Annotated in this window: 19 protein-coding genes and 1 riboswitch; of the genes, 4 read left to right on the forward strand and 15 right to left on the reverse strand. The window is 45.2% G+C overall.

Features of this window, described 5'->3' with window-relative positions; genetic code table 11:
• Positions 1–37: 37 nt before the first annotated feature.
• From Q9R46_RS11455 to Q9R46_RS11465, 3 genes are all read right to left on the reverse strand, one after another.
• The gene (locus tag Q9R46_RS11455; protein ID WP_311281009.1) at positions 38–928 is read right to left on the reverse strand and encodes an aldo/keto reductase; all 891 of its coding nucleotides are present in this window, start codon (positions 926–928) and stop codon (positions 38–40) included.
• 101 nt (positions 929–1029) lie between these two features.
• Entirely contained in the window at positions 1030–1803 is a 774-nt protein-coding gene (locus Q9R46_RS11460) for an SDR family NAD(P)-dependent oxidoreductase (protein ID WP_311280137.1), read from the reverse strand.
• Between the two features lie 66 nt (positions 1804–1869).
• Positions 1870–2358, reverse strand: coding sequence for a GNAT family N-acetyltransferase (locus Q9R46_RS11465; protein WP_090916635.1), 489 nt, complete (start codon positions 2356–2358; stop codon positions 1870–1872).
• A 186-nt stretch (positions 2359–2544) separates the two neighbouring features.
• On the opposite strand from Q9R46_RS11465, the gene xerS reads away from it, so the two are divergent.
• Positions 2545–3651 (forward strand): tyrosine recombinase XerS, encoded by a 1107-nt coding sequence (xerS, locus tag Q9R46_RS11470; RefSeq protein WP_311280138.1) that lies wholly within the window; start codon positions 2545–2547, stop codon positions 3649–3651.
• Between the two features lie 296 nt (positions 3652–3947).
• Here the strand turns inward: xerS and mobB are convergent, their stop codons facing one another.
• Both mobB and Q9R46_RS11480 read right to left on the reverse strand, forming a co-directional pair.
• Positions 3948–4520, reverse strand: coding sequence for a molybdopterin-guanine dinucleotide biosynthesis protein B (mobB, locus tag Q9R46_RS11475; protein ID WP_311280139.1), 573 nt, complete (start codon positions 4518–4520; stop codon positions 3948–3950).
• A gap of 5 nt (positions 4521–4525) precedes the next feature.
• Entirely contained in the window at positions 4526–5794 is a 1269-nt protein-coding gene (locus Q9R46_RS11480; protein ID WP_311281010.1) for a molybdopterin molybdotransferase MoeA, read from the reverse strand.
• Positions 5795–5997: 203 nt separating this feature from the next.
• On the opposite strand from Q9R46_RS11480, the gene Q9R46_RS11485 reads away from it, so the two are divergent.
• On the forward strand, positions 5998–6288 hold the full coding sequence (locus Q9R46_RS11485; protein WP_145331490.1) for an HNH endonuclease: 291 nt from the start codon (positions 5998–6000) through the stop codon (positions 6286–6288).
• Between the two features lie 134 nt (positions 6289–6422).
• On the opposite strand, the gene Q9R46_RS11490 is transcribed toward Q9R46_RS11485, so the two are convergent.
• From Q9R46_RS11490 to lpdD, 5 genes are all read right to left on the reverse strand, one after another.
• Positions 6423–7172, reverse strand: a complete 750-nt coding sequence (locus Q9R46_RS11490) for a DUF4247 domain-containing protein (protein WP_090916641.1) — start codon at positions 7170–7172, stop codon at positions 6423–6425.
• An 11-nt stretch (positions 7173–7183) separates the two neighbouring features.
• Positions 7184–7690 (reverse strand): DUF4178 domain-containing protein, encoded by a 507-nt coding sequence (locus Q9R46_RS11495; protein WP_311280140.1) that lies wholly within the window; start codon positions 7688–7690, stop codon positions 7184–7186.
• A gap of 31 nt (positions 7691–7721) precedes the next feature.
• Positions 7722–8123, reverse strand: coding sequence for a DUF350 domain-containing protein (locus Q9R46_RS11500; RefSeq protein ID WP_090916645.1), 402 nt, complete (start codon positions 8121–8123; stop codon positions 7722–7724).
• Positions 8124–8218: 95 nt separating this feature from the next.
• Entirely contained in the window at positions 8219–8890 is a 672-nt protein-coding gene (locus Q9R46_RS11505; RefSeq protein ID WP_090916647.1) for a PspA/IM30 family protein, read from the reverse strand.
• 191 nt (positions 8891–9081) lie between these two features.
• Positions 9082–9417, reverse strand: coding sequence for a prenylated flavin chaperone LpdD (gene lpdD, locus Q9R46_RS11510; protein ID WP_311280141.1), 336 nt, complete (start codon positions 9415–9417; stop codon positions 9082–9084).
• Positions 9418–9570: 153 nt separating this feature from the next.
• Here lpdD and Q9R46_RS11515 point away from each other — a divergent pair, with 153 nt between their 5' ends.
• Positions 9571–10389 carry a polysaccharide deacetylase family protein gene (locus Q9R46_RS11515; protein ID WP_311280142.1) on the forward strand — a complete coding sequence of 273 codons (819 nt, stop codon included), beginning with the start codon at positions 9571–9573 and terminating at the stop codon, positions 10387–10389.
• 125 nt (positions 10390–10514) lie between these two features.
• On the opposite strand, the gene Q9R46_RS11520 is transcribed toward Q9R46_RS11515, so the two are convergent.
• The 3 genes from Q9R46_RS11520 to Q9R46_RS11530 all read right to left on the reverse strand — a co-directional run bounded on the left by Q9R46_RS11520 (position 10515) and on the right by Q9R46_RS11530 (position 13746).
• Positions 10515–11186, reverse strand: a complete 672-nt coding sequence (locus Q9R46_RS11520) for a 3D domain-containing protein (protein WP_311280143.1) — start codon at positions 11184–11186, stop codon at positions 10515–10517.
• 2 nt (positions 11187–11188) lie between these two features.
• Positions 11189–11385, reverse strand: a riboswitch (cyclic di-AMP (ydaO/yuaA leader).
• A gap of 185 nt (positions 11386–11570) precedes the next feature.
• On the reverse strand, positions 11571–12293 hold the full coding sequence (locus Q9R46_RS11525) for an amino acid ABC transporter ATP-binding protein (protein WP_311280144.1): 723 nt from the start codon (positions 12291–12293) through the stop codon (positions 11571–11573).
• Positions 12280–13746 (reverse strand): ABC transporter permease subunit, encoded by a 1467-nt coding sequence (locus Q9R46_RS11530; protein WP_311280145.1) that lies wholly within the window; start codon positions 13744–13746, stop codon positions 12280–12282. Before Q9R46_RS11530 ends, Q9R46_RS11525 begins: the two co-directional genes overlap by 14 nt.
• A 198-nt stretch (positions 13747–13944) precedes the next feature.
• On the opposite strand from Q9R46_RS11530, the gene Q9R46_RS11535 reads away from it, so the two are divergent.
• The gene (locus Q9R46_RS11535) at positions 13945–15120 is read left to right on the forward strand and encodes a M20 family metallopeptidase (protein ID WP_311280146.1); all 1176 of its coding nucleotides are present in this window, start codon (positions 13945–13947) and stop codon (positions 15118–15120) included.
• Positions 15121–15270: 150 nt separating this feature from the next.
• On the opposite strand, the gene glgA is transcribed toward Q9R46_RS11535, so the two are convergent.
• A complete protein-coding gene (glgA, locus tag Q9R46_RS11540) occupies positions 15271–16701 on the reverse strand; it encodes a glycogen synthase GlgA (protein ID WP_311280147.1) in 1431 nt (476 codons plus the stop codon).
• On the reverse strand, positions 16698–18719 hold the full coding sequence (gene glgB, locus Q9R46_RS11545; RefSeq protein ID WP_311280148.1) for a 1,4-alpha-glucan branching protein GlgB: 2022 nt from the start codon (positions 18717–18719) through the stop codon (positions 16698–16700). Before glgB ends, glgA begins: the two co-directional genes overlap by 4 nt.
• Between the last annotated feature and the right edge of the window lie 13 nt (positions 18720–18732).

An 18732-nucleotide genomic window follows, 5' to 3' on the forward strand; every position in this document is an offset into this window, starting at 1 on the left:
TTATATGATTAATGGAATTTATTAAAATTAACTCGAATTAGATACGGCCTGTCCAGTCGGATCCCGCTACTTCCTTCCAGCGTTCACGAATAGCATCATATAGCCCCTGCTCAAGGGGTCCCTTCGCTACCAGTTCGGCGTTTTGTAGCCAACGATCAGGTTTGGCGGTACCTACAATGGCGGTATGCACGCCTTCAGTGCTCAGCGTAAATCGCAATGCGATGTCCACCACTTGTTGTGCTTCCTCAGTCAAAAAGTCATATTTCAGCTCATTTAACCGTTTCCAATAATGATAAGCGTAGTCCTCTTCTGTCACCTTATCATACATCCAGGCTACGTTGGCAATCGGCCTTTTGGCGATGATGCCCATATTTCTTTTTCGCGCCTCAGGCAAAGTCAGTTCAATCGCTTCCTGATCGGCAATATTCAATGATGTCTCCAAACTATCAAATGCACCTGTCTGAATGGCGTATAGCGCATCTGTCGTATCTCCGCTATATCCGATAAAACGAGTTTTACCAGCTTCTTTTGCTCGTTGCAATACCTCGATTACCTCACCTTGCCGAAGTACTTCTTCCGAACAGCTGTGCAGATGTATGACATCCACATAGTCTGTTTTCAAACGTTTGAGACTACGGTCGATGGTCTGGGCGAGCACTTTGGCATCCCAGTCGGGTCCGTCTACACCTGCCGCATGTCCACATTTGGTGAACAGAAAATACTCCTGGCGGCGATGTCCCAGCACATCACCGATTTTCTCTTCACTGTCTCCATAACATTCCGCGGTATCAATCATATTCAAACCCGCATCCAAAGCACGATTCAGCAACAATTCTACGTCTGCTCTGGACGCATCCCTTATCTCAGAGCCGCCAAAACCGAGTGTACTGACTTTCATTCCGGTATTTCCGTAATTACGAAGCTCCATCATGATCCTCCTCCAAATCAGGTTTGTATCTTATGGCCTTTTCATATCGTATCATATGTTATTACCCGGTTAGTCACGGGGTGGCACATTTTCTTGAACTTCTAGAAACCGTAGATAGACATGCCACCGTCAACCAATAAAGTCTGACCTGTTATGTATCCGGCTGCCTCCGACGCAAGAAAAACAACAGGCCCAACAACTTCTTGTAATTCCCCTACACGTCCAAGCGGTGTGCGGCTAATAATTTCTTGCAAATACTGCGGATCATCAAGTAGCTTCTCGGTCAGTGGCGTACGGAAATACCATGGTCCAACCGAGTTCACGCGAATACCGTATTTACCCCACTCCAGCGCCAGCACCTTAGTCATATGGATTAAGGCCGCTTTGGTAGAACCATATACAACACCTGTTCGCAAGGCCGTATGTCCGCCTACCGATGAGATGTTAATAATTTTGCCATCCCCATACTGCTTCATATGCTGACCCGCCAATTGTGAAGCGAAAAAAGCAGATTTAAGGTTCGTTTGCATAATCGTTTCCCACTGTTCCTCCGTAACTTCCAGCGCTGGCGTCCGAATGTTCATCCCCGCATTGTTAACGAGAATATGAATTCGTCCCATCTCCGAAATGGCTTGCTGAAAAGTCTTTTCCAACTGCTCTTTAGAAGTGACATCTGCGCAGAGAGCCACAGCTTTGCGGCCTGTCATCTCATTAATCATTGTTGCTGTCTCTTCGATCTCCTTCATGGTTCGAGATACAAGCACGACATTGCTCCCCGATTCCGCTAAACCGATGGCAAGCGCTTTTCCGATACCTCTGCCTGCACCTGTAACCAGTGCTGTTTGTCCTTCGAGATGAAATGCTGGTGCGATCATGTTGTTAGACCTCCTTTGTTGTACTATGGGGTTCAGTTTCCAGTTTACAGACCTGTTTTTACGACATCAGGTAACAAAATACTGGCTGGGATTGCCCAGTTCAGGATGGAATTTTTCCCGAAAACGCCCTCCGGTATAATCTCCAATGATTTTACGCCAGAATGCCTGTGCGATCACATTGTTCCGAACCTGTGTCACTTTCCACCGCCCAGGGAAACGCCTAAATAGTTCGTACGCCGCATTTGTTCCAACGCCGCTACGTCTGTATTTTTGCATCACAAAAAATTCAGTCAAATAGTAGTCATTATCCTTACTCCCGGGATCTAACTTCTCCACAAGTGCAAACCCAGCTGGCGACCCATCACTCGTGATCAAAAAAGGAAACTTGCGTCCTTTCTCCGTCCAGAACGCATCGAGTCCCGGATATTCCGGAAAAATACCATCCTGGTCTACATCAATATTCAGATATTTCGTAAAATCATAGAGATAAAATTGCATGAGATGACGAATTACCTGACTGCGTTCTCGGGGAACCAGCTCAATCTGCATATTCATTTGGTTCGCCTCCTCTAATCTGTATGTATACATACTGTAAACCTTTATAAGATGAAGGGCAACAACGTGACAAACCGTCCCCTATGCATCCCGACGCTTGACCTTACCTCTCAGCATAATCAAACAAGATGATTGCATGTAAATTATGGTACACTTAATATACTTTATAGAAAAATAATCGTTCACATGGAGGTGCCGAACTTGACCAATGTGCAAAAAGAGATTGACCGACGCAAACTAGATGAAAAACTACCATCCATGCCCTGGTTTGTTCAGCAATTCATGGACTATAAACTGCCTGATCTGTCTCCGTCCACACTGCTGGAGTATTTGAGAGATTATGATACCTTTTTCAGCTGGCTACGTGCAGAAGGGTTGTCCCAAGCTGAGTCAAACCAAGGGGTAACATTGACCGAGCTGGAAGTGCTACGTATGGATTCGGTTACTGCGTACCGACTTTTCCTGACTACGAAGCGTGAGGGTACCAATGCAAGAATTACGGTTTCACGCAAACTTTCTTCCTTGCGGTCGCTATTTCATTATTTAAGCCAAATTGCTGAAGATGAAGACTTCTATCCCCTGCTTAAACGTAATATCATGGCCAAAATTGAAATCAAACGCACCCATAAACCCAAAGATACTGCCGCGAAGCTCAAAGGCAAGATATTGGAAGAGAATGAATTACTCGAATTTATCGGTTACATTCTTGAAGGCTACGCTACAGATATGCAGAAGAACAAACAGGCTCTTTACTCACATGAGTTGAACAAAGAACGAGATGCCTGCATAGCCAGCCTCATCCTCAACTCCGGTCTACGGGTATCTGAAGTCGTTAACTTGAATGTGGATGACCTCGATCTGGGTAACAAACTGCTCTATGTTTACCGCAAAGGTAACAATGATGAAACATACAAAACGCCCGTATATTTCAGAGAACAGGCCAAAGATGAGCTGGCAGCTTACATGAATCTGCGGCAATCCCGTTACCGCACACCTAAACGAGAAAAAGCGCTCTTTATAGCACTCCGTAACGGGGAATCCGAAGGCAGTCGAATGACCAAACGTGCAATTCAGGCGATGATCATGAAATACGCTAAATGTTTTGGCAAACCGTATCTTACCGTGCACAAATTACGCCATTCTTTTGCCACCGACTATTATTTGCAAAATGATATTTACAAAACGAAAGAGCAACTAGGTCATGCTTCTACCGAAACAACCGAAATTTATGCGCATCTGACCGACAAAACGATGTCCGAGGCCATCGAACGCCGCATGGATGACAACGTTTAAAGTTAACTAGACTCATGTTATAAATCGGACATTACTACGGTTCGATAAATGTCTTATCGCAAGGGACTCGTAAACCGTTGACCTGTGGCTGTCCACTCTTGTTATGAAACAGGGTTAACCCAGTAAGCCATTAAACGTTTGATAGTAATCAATCATTCGATTAATGGCTCTCTTTATGTCATTTTTTGATAGTCAAACCCGCTAATCTTTTATATGTGTGTCTGTGTATAAATTAATGGTTTACATAACAATAATTACGTTTAATATTTCTGCAAACCCTGATCACTCTAACGATCTCAGATATGGAGCAATTTTAGCTGAAGCAAAGCCTCTACAATAACTTCCCGTTCATGGAACAAGAAACACGCCATAGTTCTTTCGCTAATATCCTGTTCCTCATACATCTGAACATTTAACTTTTCCGCTTCTGCTTCCTTTATTAACTCCGGCTTCCAAAAAACAATGCCAACGACCTGCTGAAGCTTACATATCAGGGTCAGGTCATCTTCTTCGCGCACCATCACCAATTTCGGATACGGGGCATCTTTGAAACCTTCAATCACAATCCAGTCATAATCTGAAAACTGAATCAACATATCGTCAAGCCGGGTGTTGTGCTGCTTAATGATCGCCGTTCTTTTCTGTGACATCACTGCTACAGCGGTTGCACCTGCCTTGCCAAACTGATACGAGTCCGTGCCTTCCTGATCCATCTCAAAATGGTCATGTCCGTCATGTTTAATTGCAGCAACCTTCAACCCCCTGGAAGCAATTCCGGCGATTAATGCAGCTGTCATTGTTGTTTTACCTGTATTTTTATATCCAACGACTTGAATGATCTTTGGCTCTGAAGCAAACTTTTTATCCATTCTCGCTACCTTGGCTGCCCGGTTGGAAGTTTGAGAATGGTGACCTGTTCCCCTGCCGCTATGCCCTTCTTCTCAGGCGGAATCACGATCAGACAGTCACTGTCTTTAATTGTGATCATGACACTTGACTCATCCACACGGGATGCAGCTGGAGCCGCAAATACTTTTCCCTCTCGAATGATCGTACGTCCACGTACGAACCGGGTGAAGTTGTTCACCTTTTCATAGCCGTCTACCAAAATCACATTCCATTCTTCCAAATAAGGATGGACATCTGCTTGCATCGCACGAAGTGTGGGGCGAACAAACAGATTAAATCCAACAAAACAAGCTCCCGGATTACCTGATAAAGCAAATAACAGCTTGTCCTTATATACAGCAGCCGTAGTTACACTGCCTGGGCGCATCGTGACTTTGTTAAAGAGAAGTTGCATCTGTTCTTCGAGCACAAGTTCACCCATAATATCGTAGTCCCCAACGGATACGCCACCTGTCGTCACAACGATATCATTATCCCTGATCGCTTCCTCCAGTTTTGCCCTTGCTGTATTCACATCGTCTGCGATGGCTCCGTACATGACCGGCTCTCCTCCCGCTTCCACAACCAGTGAACGTAACATATAGCTGTTGCTGTTGCGAATCCGGCCAGGTTGCAACGGCTCATGAACTTCAAGTAACTCCGTTCCTGTAGCAAAAATAGCCACCCTCGGCCGTTCAAAGACCGGCACTTCTGCCACGCCAAACGTCGCCAGCACAGATTGTTCACCCGCCCCGATCACGGTACCGGCTTCGATCAGTTGCTGTCCCTCCTGCACTTCAAGCCCAATGGGCGTAATATTAGCCCCAGCTTGAATCTGACGTTTCAGTGCAATCCATTGCTCCCCTTCTTCCTGCTTGCTTTCCGTCATCTCCATCATGACGACAGCATCTGCACCATCCGGAACTTGAGCACCCGTCATGATTCGTGCAGCCGTTCCAGGTGTAATATGATGTTCTGATGTATATCCGCACGGAATTTCATCAATAACGCGAAACCACACTTGATGATCACTTGTGGCCTCAGCCGTATCTGCACTTTGAATTGCAAAACCATCCATACCTGATCTGCGGAAAAAAGGATACGCATGCGGCGCTTCAATCGACACAGCAAGTGTGCGGCCATGTGAGTCGGCAAGAGGCACATGTTCAATCCGGCCTGCCGATACCTGAGCAGCAATCCTGCTCTGTGCTTCCGGCACTTGTACAGCCTTGCGATGGAATTTGGCAGTGGTCATATCATATGAATGGGAATTATGTTTCACAGTAACTTACCTCCTGAGGTCTTTTCTCATTTAAGAAAGTGTAGCCCGAATATACGCCGATGACAAGTCGATTACTCACTGATTCCGAACAGAAATACTGCATATGTACCTGAACAGACAACATGAATTACCCTGTCATTGCACATAATAGCATTCGATATCTGGAGGTGATCAACATGAATCATCATTGTGAATTATGCGGGAGAGAACCCGTTGAGACAACAGTGCATCATTTAACGCCAAAGGAAATGGGAGGAAGCTTCATGCCCACAGCTAACCTGTGCATTCCCTGCCATAAACAAATCCACTCGTTATATACGAATCGGGATCTGGTCACGTTGGGATTAACCGATCTGCAATCTCTGCGTGCAGATGAACGGATCATTCCTTACCTGCGCTGGATACGCAAGCAGCCGGCTTCTTCGATTCCTCGTGTTCGCAAGTCCCATCGTGTCCGTAAATCATAAAAAATAACAGTAACAAGGTGCTCACTGTCATTCGCCAGTGTCTCACCATGCTACTGTTATTTTGTCCTGTATATAATGATCATTCTGTGAATCATAATCATTCCATGAAGCATATATATCAGGCTTACGAGGTGTTATCTCCGCCTCATAATCCTGCCACCACCGATTCGAGTCTTTGGCTTTTTGTAGGATTTTTTTGGTGAATCGAACAAACCACCCAAGCCGCCGCTGCTTTTGTTACGATCGATACTTCCTCTACTTTGATCCTTTTTGCGGTCAAATAAACCGCCGCCAGAACCAACACTTGTGTCCTTATCACTGCCACGCCGTGTAATGGAGCCTTTGCGCTCAACGGTAATAGGCGGAGCCAGTTTTTTATCATTGCTCGTCGGGGCCCGGTACGATCCCGCACTTGGTTTGTACGTATCCCGTTCCGTGTATCCCCGATAGTTGCCTGATCCGCGTCCACCAAAAGTATCAAATAAATTGCCAATTAACGTTGCCGTCAGATATCCTTGTAAGAAAGAAGAGCTATAGTTCTGACGAACATATTCCTTGGAATCAACTTCGACGAGCGTATCTTCTGGTTTCTTGGGATCTTGCTGCAGATGATAATACTGGTCTTGATACACCAGAAACATCCGCTCTGTATTTTCTGCCGAAATCTGGTCGGGTGTTCGTTGATCTGACAGCTCCTTTGCTACTTCAGGAACTGTACGATCCGCAGCCCGATATACGTAAGACGTGGATTGACCGCTGCCACTTACCGATTCAAGAGGATATGTATCCTGTACGGAAGGAGCTGCACCACACGCAGAAAGCAGAGACATCACAAGGCTGAGGACCAGCATTAATTTTAATCCATGTGCCAAGCGTTTTTTCATTGGAACCTCTCCTAGTTCGAACGAATCACTTTGAAATCCGCAGGAAGAATGGACTCACCCTCGTAGAGGTTAAACCTTCTGTCTTGCCATTCCACACGAAGAAGTTTGTTATCATCCGATTGATACTGCCACACAAGTTGCTCACCAGCCTGACCATAAGGCGTTCTGCCCACAGTCTGCACCATACCTCCATATTCTTCCTCCAAATGATACACATGATCATCCAGTTCAAGAATGGTCGGCACCTCGTCAGGGGCATCAAGTCTCCCATCAATAGGTGTATAAAGGGCGTAACGTGTGATCTCACGCTCCTCCACATGTAAATATCGGAATGAACTACCATCCTGGAGCGTTAATACAACTGCGTTACGAGCCCGATTCTGCACTCTGCCAACGACTTCATAGGTGACCAGAGACACTTCACAGATATCCCCAGGAGCAAGCTGAAGCATCGTTTTTTCCGCTTTGGGCGGCTCGGGCTTTGTTAGTATTCCTTTAATACGTTTCCATACACTCATGCCAATTACTCCTGTTCCTTATCTTATCGGCTTACAAGCACGCTGCAATAATCAATGCGCCTACAATATGCAAAGCGCCGGAGAACAAACCATACCCTGTCTTACCTTGCTGTATTCCCGTATCCAGATCCAACGTGGCCCATTTACGAATCATAAAGTGAACAACACTTTCCAGAATTAATAAAATAACGAAAGATACAACCGAAACGAGCAATGCTTCTCCAAGATGTCCTGCCGTTGAGATGGATGTTGCAAGCACGTAACCTTGCGCAAACAACTTCATCACCATCCGGGTGGTGACCGCCATATTGCCAGCCTTGACTTCAGCAAAATCCTTATACTTCGTAAAGAGTGAATCTACATACATCAGTACAAAGAGCAAAACCGAACCTGAAACCGTCCAGACCAGCATCGCCAAAATGTTCAAATCCATTTACACAGCCTCCACTTATCAACATGATCCGCATTTAAAAGCGAAGGAGAAACGCTGTTCCCCTCCGCTGGTTAACCCTGCTGAACGCCAAGGTGTTAGTTTTTGTTTTCGTACTGTTTCATGAGAGCAGCAAGTTCGTCCTCAACAGCCGCATCCTTGCCAAGCTTCTCAAATTCCTCGTCAAGTGACTTGCCTTTGGAAGACATCTCATTGCTTGCTTCAGCCTGAGCTTCCATCTGCATCATTTTTTCTTCCATACGTTTCAGGCCTGCACTTGCCGTGTCTGAGCTAAATCCGTTCAGCGCTTTGTTGATTTCGGTTTGTGCTTTGGCTGCGTTATAACGAGCAACAAGCGTCTCGCGTTTGTTTTTCATCTGCGTCAATTGTTTGCGCATCTCATCGAGTTTACCACGAAGATTGTCTGCGGACGCTTTGTTTTGATCGTAGCTGGCTTTGTACTCCACCATTTTCTCTTCCGCTGCTTTTTTCTCTTCCAAAGCGCGACGAGCAAGGTCCATGTTCTGTGCACGAGCTGCCGTGTGAGCCTGCTCTTCACGTTTCTTCACAAGCGCTTCCTGTTCCTCGAACAATTGCTTGAACTTCTTCTCGATTGCGATTTGTGCGGCTACTGCTTTTTCAGCATCTTCCAGATCTTCTTGCATGTCACGGATATATTGATCCGTCATCTTGATTGGATCTTCAGCTTTGTCGATAATCGCATTGATGTTAGACATTGTAAGGTCACGTAATCTTTTAAAAATAGACATTAGGTTATTCCTCCCAGTGGATTGTGCATTGTATATAAAGATACATACGTTACAATCTGCAACTCGTTTCAATTTTACAAAAAAAAATTAAAACTTGATGACAACCTCTAATATAAGGAGGATTATCTCTAAAGGTTATGCTTATCCAGGCACGTGTAGTTTATCCTATAAGGTGACCGATTAGAACAACATTACTCTGACTTCTTATTCAAATGTTCATCCACAAGTCTCTCTGCAGTCATTACGATCTCGTCGATCTGCACTCGTGTAATGTTGTCAAAATGTATGCCCATAATAACAGTTACCGTAACTTTCAATTGCACGGCCGCCTTGCGGGCAAGCCTCTCACATAGCTCCTGTTCCTTATGTCCTGGAATATGCACCGTCGTTCCACTAACCCGATCATGGTCAACATAGAATGTAGCTACAGCCCCAATATGAGCTTTACCACCCGTAATCAGAAATACCTTGTCCTGTCCTGCCTCAAAAACCTCTAAACGAATGGATTTCAAATCATATGTACTCATCGTCTCTCCACCTATCCTTCTCTTTATGTTATATATGGTGGAATTATGGCTTTCATGACCTGATGATGCAATGAAACTTCTCACACATGCATAAAAGAAACAGACAACGGGCATACCATAGAGAACGCAATTTTGGAAAAGGAGGCCGTTAACATGCGAATGCGCCTCGTCATGCTCGCACTCGTTACTATTATATGTTCTGGGGTTTATACAGCTCCTTTAGCCCCTGCGCCTGTGTCTGCTGCTTCATCTGAGGAACCTTCTTCAACCCTCAGTGATACACCGGCGTCTGGCTCAGATGTTAAAGAAGAACGGTTGACTCTAGGTCAACTTCGTCAGAAATACGCGGATACGTTCAAAACCAATGGCCCTTCCACCAAACAAGTTGCGCTGACTTTTGATGATGTACCTGATCCAAGATTTACGCCGCGGGTACTTGATGTATTAAAAAAATACAAGGTTCGTGCAACGTTTTTTGTTGTCGGCAATCGTGCGGAGAAACACCCGGATTTGGTAAAACGGATGGTGAAAGAAGGCCATATTGTCGGTAATCACAGCTACAATCATCCTGAATTCAGTAAGTTATCGATGAACGCCTTTCGCAAACAAATTTTACATACCGGCGATATTATTCACCGCCTGACAGGTTATACGCCCAAAATGATTCGCCCTCCGTACGGGGACATTAACGAGGAGCAGTTGCGATGGGCTGCAAAACAGCATTACAGCATCGTGAACTGGAACGTGGATTCCCTCGATTGGAAAGGACTATCCAAGGAAAAAGTAAAAGAAAATATTCTCTCCGCGGTGAAACCCGGTTCCATCGTATTACAGCACGCTGGCGGCGGCACAGGTTCAAACCTGAAAGGTACGGTAGAGGCTTTGCCTGAGGTTATTGAAGAATTGCGAAACCGAGGGTATGAATTAGTTACCTTGGACGAGATGCTTAAACTGCCAAAAGAGAAACAATAAATGAAAAACAGGGTGTTCCTCTACGTCATCATGAATTAGCCCATCCTGATGATGCAAGAACACCCTGTTTATTAATACTCCATTCAACTTATGATCCCACATTCATAGATGGGAGGGTTTAAGCTTTATTTTAAAATGTACAACTCAATATCCTGAAAACCAAATGAGCTAACGAACTGTTTGCTCCCAGGGATAAAGATGTCAATGCGATTTCCTTTAATCGCGCTACCTGCATCCAAAGCCGTTGCTACGAAAGCCTGTTTCGGCAATCCAGGGTGTGTATGCCCTGTCACCAATACCTTTGTTCCAAAAGGGATAACCTTGGGATCCACCGCGATCGTGCCGAGTTCGAGCGGATTTCCAAAATAATCAACGGCGCCCCATCCACCATTTTCGGAAGCATCTGCGGAATACGCTGTTGCTTTAACACTCAGCGTTTTGCTGTAGTCGAATGTTTTCCCCCAAGCCTGCACCACTTTATTATCTGTATTCACGTCTAGGCTTGCGGCAGTAACCGTTTTTTCCTGCGACTTCGCTTGAACCGGTGCCGCTTCTACTTTGTTTTCGTTACCCGGGATTGTAATTTTCAAACCACCATAGATGTTATATGGTGAGATGCCTTTATTCGTTTTAATTAATGTGTTCATATCAACGCCGTATTGCTTGGATAAGGTGAAAAAGGTGTCCCCTTCTTTGGCCACATGAACGGAATCCGCGTGAGCCGGAACGGCTTGAATGAATAGAATGGATGTCAGTAGTGCAATGGCTGTTTTGGCTAAACGTTTCTTGTTATACATGGTCTTCCTCCCTCATGATGCCTGCGAAGTTAGTTGTCGGATTCGGATGGAGGAACCCACCCTATAGGCTGTACGTGACATGCTGAAGCATTATGTATTCCTAATTCACCCCAAGCAGCATATTTCTCAAATCATTAACTATGTCTGCATTGTTACGTCCCCCGCACTTCCGCTTCGGAAGTTTCGGCAGTCTTGAATATATCACAATTTTGTAACCTTAAGCTGTAGTAAATGTTTCCATTTGGCGTTTTAATTCATTTTACAGGTAACAGAAAAGTTACTTTTTAGGTTCTACCTTTTCCGCAAACAACAAAAAAACGTTACCGGACCTTTCGATCCGATAACGCCGTTATTCATTTGATTCTAAATACAGCATGGCATGAATTAAAGTACTTTTGCAAGAAAGTCTCGAGTACGCGGATGTTTTGGCGCCCCGAACACTTCATCCGGGGTACCTTCCTCAACGATGACACCGCCGTCCATAAACAGAATGCGGTCTCCCACCTCACGCGCAAAACCCATCTCATGTGTTACAATGACCATCGTCATTCCGCCTTCAGCAAGACGTTTCATGATTTCCAATACCTCTCCGACCATCTCCGGATCAAGGGCCGATGTTGGCTCGTCAAACAACATTACATGCGGCTGCATCGCGAGCGCTCTTGCAATCGCAATCCGTTGCTTTTGACCACCGGACAGCTGGTTCGGATATACATCTTTTTTGTCCGCCAAACCGACTGTCTTCAGAAGATCCTCGGCAATTTTGTTAGCCTCATCCGTGGATTGTTTCTTCACTTTGATTGGAGCAATCGTGATGTTTTGCTGCACCGTTTTATGAGGAAACAGATTAAAATGCTGGAACACCATGCCCATCTTTTCACGTGTAGCATTAATGTTATGCTTGGGATCGGTAATTGAAACACCTTCGAAATCGATCTGTCCCGATGAAGGTTGTTCCAGCAGATTCAGACAGCGCAGAAATGTACTTTTTCCCGAACCCGAAGGACCAATAACTACAACGACCTCACCTTTGCCAATCGTTACGTCAATGCCCTTCAGAACATCATTTTTACCATATGATTTGTGTAATTGTCTAACGTCTATCACTTGCACCCAACTTCCTTTCCAATCGTCCGAGCAGCTTGGACAGAATAAATGTCATCACAAAGTAAATCGCTGCCGCAATAATGAACGGGTTCAGACCCTGGAACGTAAGATTTTTGACTACACTTGCTTGATACATAATATCTACCATACCGATGACGGAAATAATAGATGATTCTTTAATAATCGTTACGAACTCGTTACCGATGGCTGGCAAAACGGCCTTAAAGGCCTGTGGCAGAATAATGTAACGCATCGCTGCGCCTCTGCCCATACCCAGTGAACGAGCTGCTTCCAGTTGACCACGATCGACGCCTTGAATACCGGCACGGAAAATTTCGGCGAGATACGCACCGCTGTTAATGGAAAGCGTCATAATCCCTGCTTGAAGCGCCGAGAAGTTAATGCCAAAAGTCAGCGACACCCCGTAATAGATAATCATGAGTTGCACCAGCATTGGCGTCCCGCGGATCACCTCTACATAGGTTGTACCGATCCAGCGAAGAATCGCCATATTATGAAGACGGAACAGGCAAATAATCAGACCGATGATGACCCCGAATAATACGCCTAGCGCCGATAACAGGAGCGTGTATCCGATACCTGTTGCATATAAGCCTTTGTATTCCCAGAACAGTTGGAAAATGTTTTGAGATTTATTGACTTTGTCAGCCATCAGGAGACTTGCTTCTGTAACCATCTGGTTGATCTTATCTTCGCTTTTCAAGCGATCCAAGGTTTTGTTTACAGAGTCTAATAACTCCGTATTGCCCTTACGGATCCCGACAGCGGCCTCAGCCTGTTCTTCGTCAGGAACCGCTGCAGCAAGACCGATAATGTCATCCAGGTAACCGGCGGCTACGGTATCTTCTACAATAGCTGCATCAACGCGTTTGGTTTGCAATTGAAGCACGATGTCGGATATTTTATCCAGTGAAGTCAGCTTTGCTCCAGGAATCTTCTGTCCGATGGTCTCTTGAATGGATCCCTTTTGCACGCCAATCTTGACATTTTCCAGTGATTTCATGTCCGGATATTTGTCCTTGTCGACATTACGAACCATAATCACTTGTTTGGATTTGTAATACGGTTCTGAGAAATCAATGCTTTTCTTACGTTCATCCGTCGGTGTCATGCCAGAGACGACCAAGTCTACACGGCCACTCTGAAGCGCGGGCAGAAGTCCATCGAAGCCCATATCCTCAATAACGAGTTCAGCTCCAAGATCCGCTGCAATTTCTTTGGCAATCGCAATATCGAATCCGACGATTTCGTCTTTGCCATTGATGACTTTGTGGAATTCATACGGTGCAAAATCCGCACTTGTACCAAGCACCAGTTTTTTACCGCCTGAGCTGTTGTCTGTCGTTCCGCTTGCCAGCGCCGCAGGTGCAGCCGCCGTCAGAAAAAGAAGGAACGTTAACAACATTACGGTATAACGACTTATTAATTTCAACCTTGTTCTCCCCTTACAATGCTATAATTACGATTACTTACTGATTCGTCAGTCATGTTGATGACTGAGTCATTATAAAGTACAATGCATGATTATGCAATGCATTTTCAAGATCAAATCTTGACTTGTTTCTGAAAAAATACTGCAAACATGTTATACTCATGGAGTTATTTTCATTTTTGCCTAAGGAGTTTAGCCATGACAACAAACAAAATCCAAATTTTTAACGTTATTGATCAATATGCTTCCCGTTTCAAAGACATTTCATCATATATCGGAGCTCATCCTGAACTTGGAAACGAGGAATATCTTGCCTCAGCCCGTTTGAAGGAAGAATTGTCTTATCATGGGTTTGAAGTACAAGCTCCGATTCTCGGACTGGAAACAGCTTTCATCGGTACTTATGCTTCGAGCAAGCCAGGCCCGACCATTGCCCTACTATGTGAATATGATGCTTTGCCCGAAATTGGCCATGCTTGCGGACACCACCTGATCTGCATGATGAGCCTTGGCGCAGCCGTTGGCCTGAAAGCCATTGTGGACGATGTCGGCGGAACGATCAAGGTGTTTGGTACACCTGCAGAGGAGACACGCGGGGCTAAAGTTCCGATGGCGGAAGCGGGGTTATTCGACGACTGTGATGTCGCACTGATGGCCCATCCATTCTATGCTTATGAAAAATCAGGCAGCTCCCTTGCAATCGATGCCGTACAGTTCGAGTTTCATGGTAAATCCTCACATGCGGCTGCCAGCCCACATGAAGGTATTAATGCCCTCGATGCGGTTATCCAAACGTTCACCGGAATTAATGCGTTTAGACAGCAGGTGAAAAGCACCGTCCGTATTCACGGCATCATAAATAGCGGCGGACAAGCTGCTAACGTTATCCCGGACTATGCTTCTGCTCAGTTTTACGTGCGTGCAGCCACACGCAAAGAACTGAACGTACTAACCGAACGTGTCATTCAGATTGCACAAGGCGCTGCACTTCAGACCGGATGTAAACTCGTGACATCCAACTACGAAACATCCTATGATGAGATGGTCACGAATGAGACCTTCTCTGACGCGTTCAGTCAGAATTTAATGGAACTCGGCATTCCGCAGGAAGAGATCGTCAGTGGAAACGACCATGGCTCCATGGATATCGGTAATGTTTCCCTGAGATGCCCGGCGATTCATCCTTATATCCGTGTCGTTGATGAAGTTCATACGCTACACTCCATTGAATTCCGTGATTTGGCGTTGCAGGAACGTGCTCTGGACGGCATGATTTTGGGAGCCAAAGCACTCGCTGCTACAGCTTATGATGTTCTGAGCAAGCCTGAACTGTTACAAGCCATCCGTAAGGAATTTGACCAAACTACTCGCTAAGTGATTCCGGAGTATGTTTGGACCGCTCTGAATGAATTAATTCAAGTGTGGTAACCAAACTTACTCCTTTTTTTCGTACCTTTTTTCGTAACAGCAAAAGCCGCAGTTATTAAACTGCGGCACTCCATACGTAATTACCTTAATCTTGGATCACACCTGAATTCGACGATAAATATCCATATATTCCTCAGCCGATACTTCCCAGCTGTATTCTCCGCTCAATGCGTTTTTCACAATTTTTTTCCACTCATCCGGTTTACGATAGAACTCTTCTGCACGGCGAATGGTATTCATCATGTCATGTGCATTAAAACTTGTAAATGAGAAGCCGTTACCTTCACCTGTAAACTCATTGTAAGCTTGAACTGTATCGTTTAATCCCCCTGTCTCCCTTACCAGCGGTACACTGCCATAACGCAATGCCAGCAACTGGCTAATTCCACATGGCTCAAATTTGGATGGCATCAGGAAGATGTCACTGCCCGCATAGAAACGACGAGATAATCCGTCATTGAATGTGATTTGTGCTGACATTTTCAGTGGATACCGATTCGCTGCCTCTCTGAACCAATGCTCATAAGCTGAATCTCCAGTCCCCAGCACGGCGAATTGAATGTCATCGTAGTAGAGCAGTTCATCCAGTACACGGCATACCAGATCCAGTCCTTTAGAATCAACGAGCCTAGTCACCATGACCATCAGTGGTGCGTCTGGACGAACCGGAAGCCCCAGTTCTTTTTGCAATTCGATTTTATTCTCGATTTTTTTGGACAAGCTTGATCTGTATTTGACCGCAATCTTATTGTCCGTTGCCGGGTTATAACTTCTGGTATCAATGCCGTTCACAATACCGCTGAAGCGGTCACCGAGCGAACTCAGCAATCCATCCAGTCCATACCCATAATACGACGTTTGCACTTCTCTGGCATAAGTTGGGCTCACCGTTGTCACATGATCAGAATACACAATTCCTGCTTTCAGGAAATTGACATTCCCATAATATTCGGCGCCTTCCATCGTGAAATACCGATCATCAAGCTCCAAAATTTCGCTGAACAACTGGTGTGGAAATACACCTTGATACAATAGATTATGTATGGTGAATACCGTTCGGATTTCACTATAAAATGCATCATAAGCATAGTGAGCCTTGAGCAACAACGGAATCATACCTGCATGCCAGTCATGTGTGTGCAGAACGTCTGGCTTAAAATCGAGCTGTGGAAGCACCTCAAGTACAGCGCGGTTAAAAAATGAAAATCGCTCGCCATCATCCATGTACCCATAAACGCCATCCCGTGCAAAATAATACTCGTTGTCAATAAAATAAATCGGGATTCCTTCATACTCCAGCATCTCAACGCCACAATAGGCTCTACGCCAACCAAGCGGAACATCCGTCACGAGCACGGGTTTCATAGCTTCTTTGTACTCTTCGGGTATCCCTTTATATTTCGGCAAAATCACGCGTACATCTGCTCCGTTATTTTTCAACGCTTGCGGTAGAGCACCGATAACGTCAGCCAGGCCTCCCGTTTTGATAAACGGATGGGCCTCTGCTGCTGCAAATAAAATATTCATACTTGTGTCCCCCTATTCGGTTTAAGCGTGCTGTTCCCTTTTTTTTCTGTATTTTTTTCCATCTTTTTTCTCGATTTCACGGAAGCGCTGCCTTCAGCGACGGGCTCCGTTTTCCGGCGTGTATTCTTTTTTAAAATAACGATACTTAGCGGTGGTAAGTCTACTTCCAGGCTGTTTGCATGCCCGTGAAATGGAATCTTTTCCGTAGGGATCAGCATATCATTAATTATCCCTGAACCACCGTAATCCGAATGATCACTATTCAATATTTCGGTATACATACCGGGACGCATGACGCCAATCCGGTAACGCTCCCTTTTGACAGGCTGAAAGTTAATGAGCACAAGGAGTGTATCCGCAGGTTTTTTTCCTTTGCGAACATATGAAATGACACTTTGGCCCTGGTCATCCGGAGTGATCCACTCATAACCGTCAAAGGAATGATCAAGCTCCCACAAAGCTTTTTCACGGACGTACAGCTCAGATAGCTCGCGCTCGAATTTGTGCAGGTTGCGGTGACTATCATAGTCCAGCAAAAACCAGTCCAACTGATCTTCATCTTTCCATTCGATGAACTGTCCAAACTCTCCACCCATGAACAACAGCTTTTTGCCCGGAAATGTCATGAAATAACCGAGAAACGCGCGCATCCCTGCGAATTTTTGCTCATAACTTCCTGGCATTTTGTTCAGAAGGGACTTTTTACCATGCACGACCTCGTCATGAGACAGAGGAAGCACATAATTTTCAGAAAAGGAGTATACCACCGGAAATGTCAACAAATGATGTTTGGAAGCACGTTCATGAAAATCAGATTCCATGTAGTCTAACGTATCATTCATCCAGCCCATGTTCCATTTATAGTTAAAACCCAGACCACCTTTGTCCACCGGCATGGTAACCATCGGCCATGCACTGGATTCTTCAGCCATCATTAAAGCATAAGGATAATATTCGAAAACAGTTGTATTCAACTGTTGTAAAAAAGCGACAGCTTCTTTATTCTCCAAGCCGCCTTCATCGTTCGTACGATATTGTCCTGGCTGCTTTTCAAAATCAAGACGAAGCATACTTGTCACGGCATCAACACGAAGTCCATCAAAATGATACATTTCCATCCAGTACAACGCGTTCGAAATAAGGAATGAGCGAACCTCAGGTTTGGAATAATCAAAACTAAGTGTTCCCCATCCCGGTTTCTCGGCTAACATTGGATCTGCGTACTCGAACAGCGCTGTACCATCAAACAGACGTAAACCATGCTCATCTTTGGCAAAGTGAGCCGGTACCCAATCCAGCAATACACCAATGCCAGCCTGATGTAGCGTATCCACCAGATACATCAGATCTTTGGGTTGCCCGTAGCGGCTTGTAGGTGCGTAAAAGCCCGTATTTTGGTAACCCCATGAAAGGTCATATGGATGCTCACTAAGGGGCATCATTTCGACGTGGGTATAATTCATCTCAAGCAAATAAGGAACGAGCAAATCCGCCATCTCACGATAGCTATACAGGCTTCCATCGCCCTTGCGCTTCCATGTACCCAGATGCATTTCGTAAATATGTAAAGGTTTGTTGTACATCGAGCGTTGTTTACGCCTCCACGCACCGTCATTCCATTTGTAACCTTCAAGGGAACTTGTGATTGACGCTGTCTGGGGACGGACTTCTGCTTCAAATGCATAAGGGTCTGCTTTAAGGATTTCAGTTCCGTTTTCCGTTAAAATGCGAAATTTGTATAAAGTACCTTCTTCAATTCCCGGAAAAAAACGACTCCAAAATCCAGATTCGGGTATCTTATATAAAGGTTCCTTTTCCCCTTGCCATCCATTACGGTCCAGAGCCAGTCCGACTTCTACGGCATTGGGTGCCCACACGGTAAAACGGAACCCTTGACGGTGATCGCGAGTCTCAGGATGCGCGCCCAACATTCGATAACTGTGATGAAGATTACCTTCATGAAATAAATAAATAAGATCAGATAACTTATCCGGTTGTGCCAACGGTTCAATAGCCAAGGGATCACCTTCT

This window comes from Paenibacillus sp. RRE4 (assembly GCF_031844205.1).
Taxonomy (GTDB): Bacteria; Bacillota; Bacilli; order Paenibacillales; family Paenibacillaceae; genus Paenibacillus; species Paenibacillus xylanexedens_B.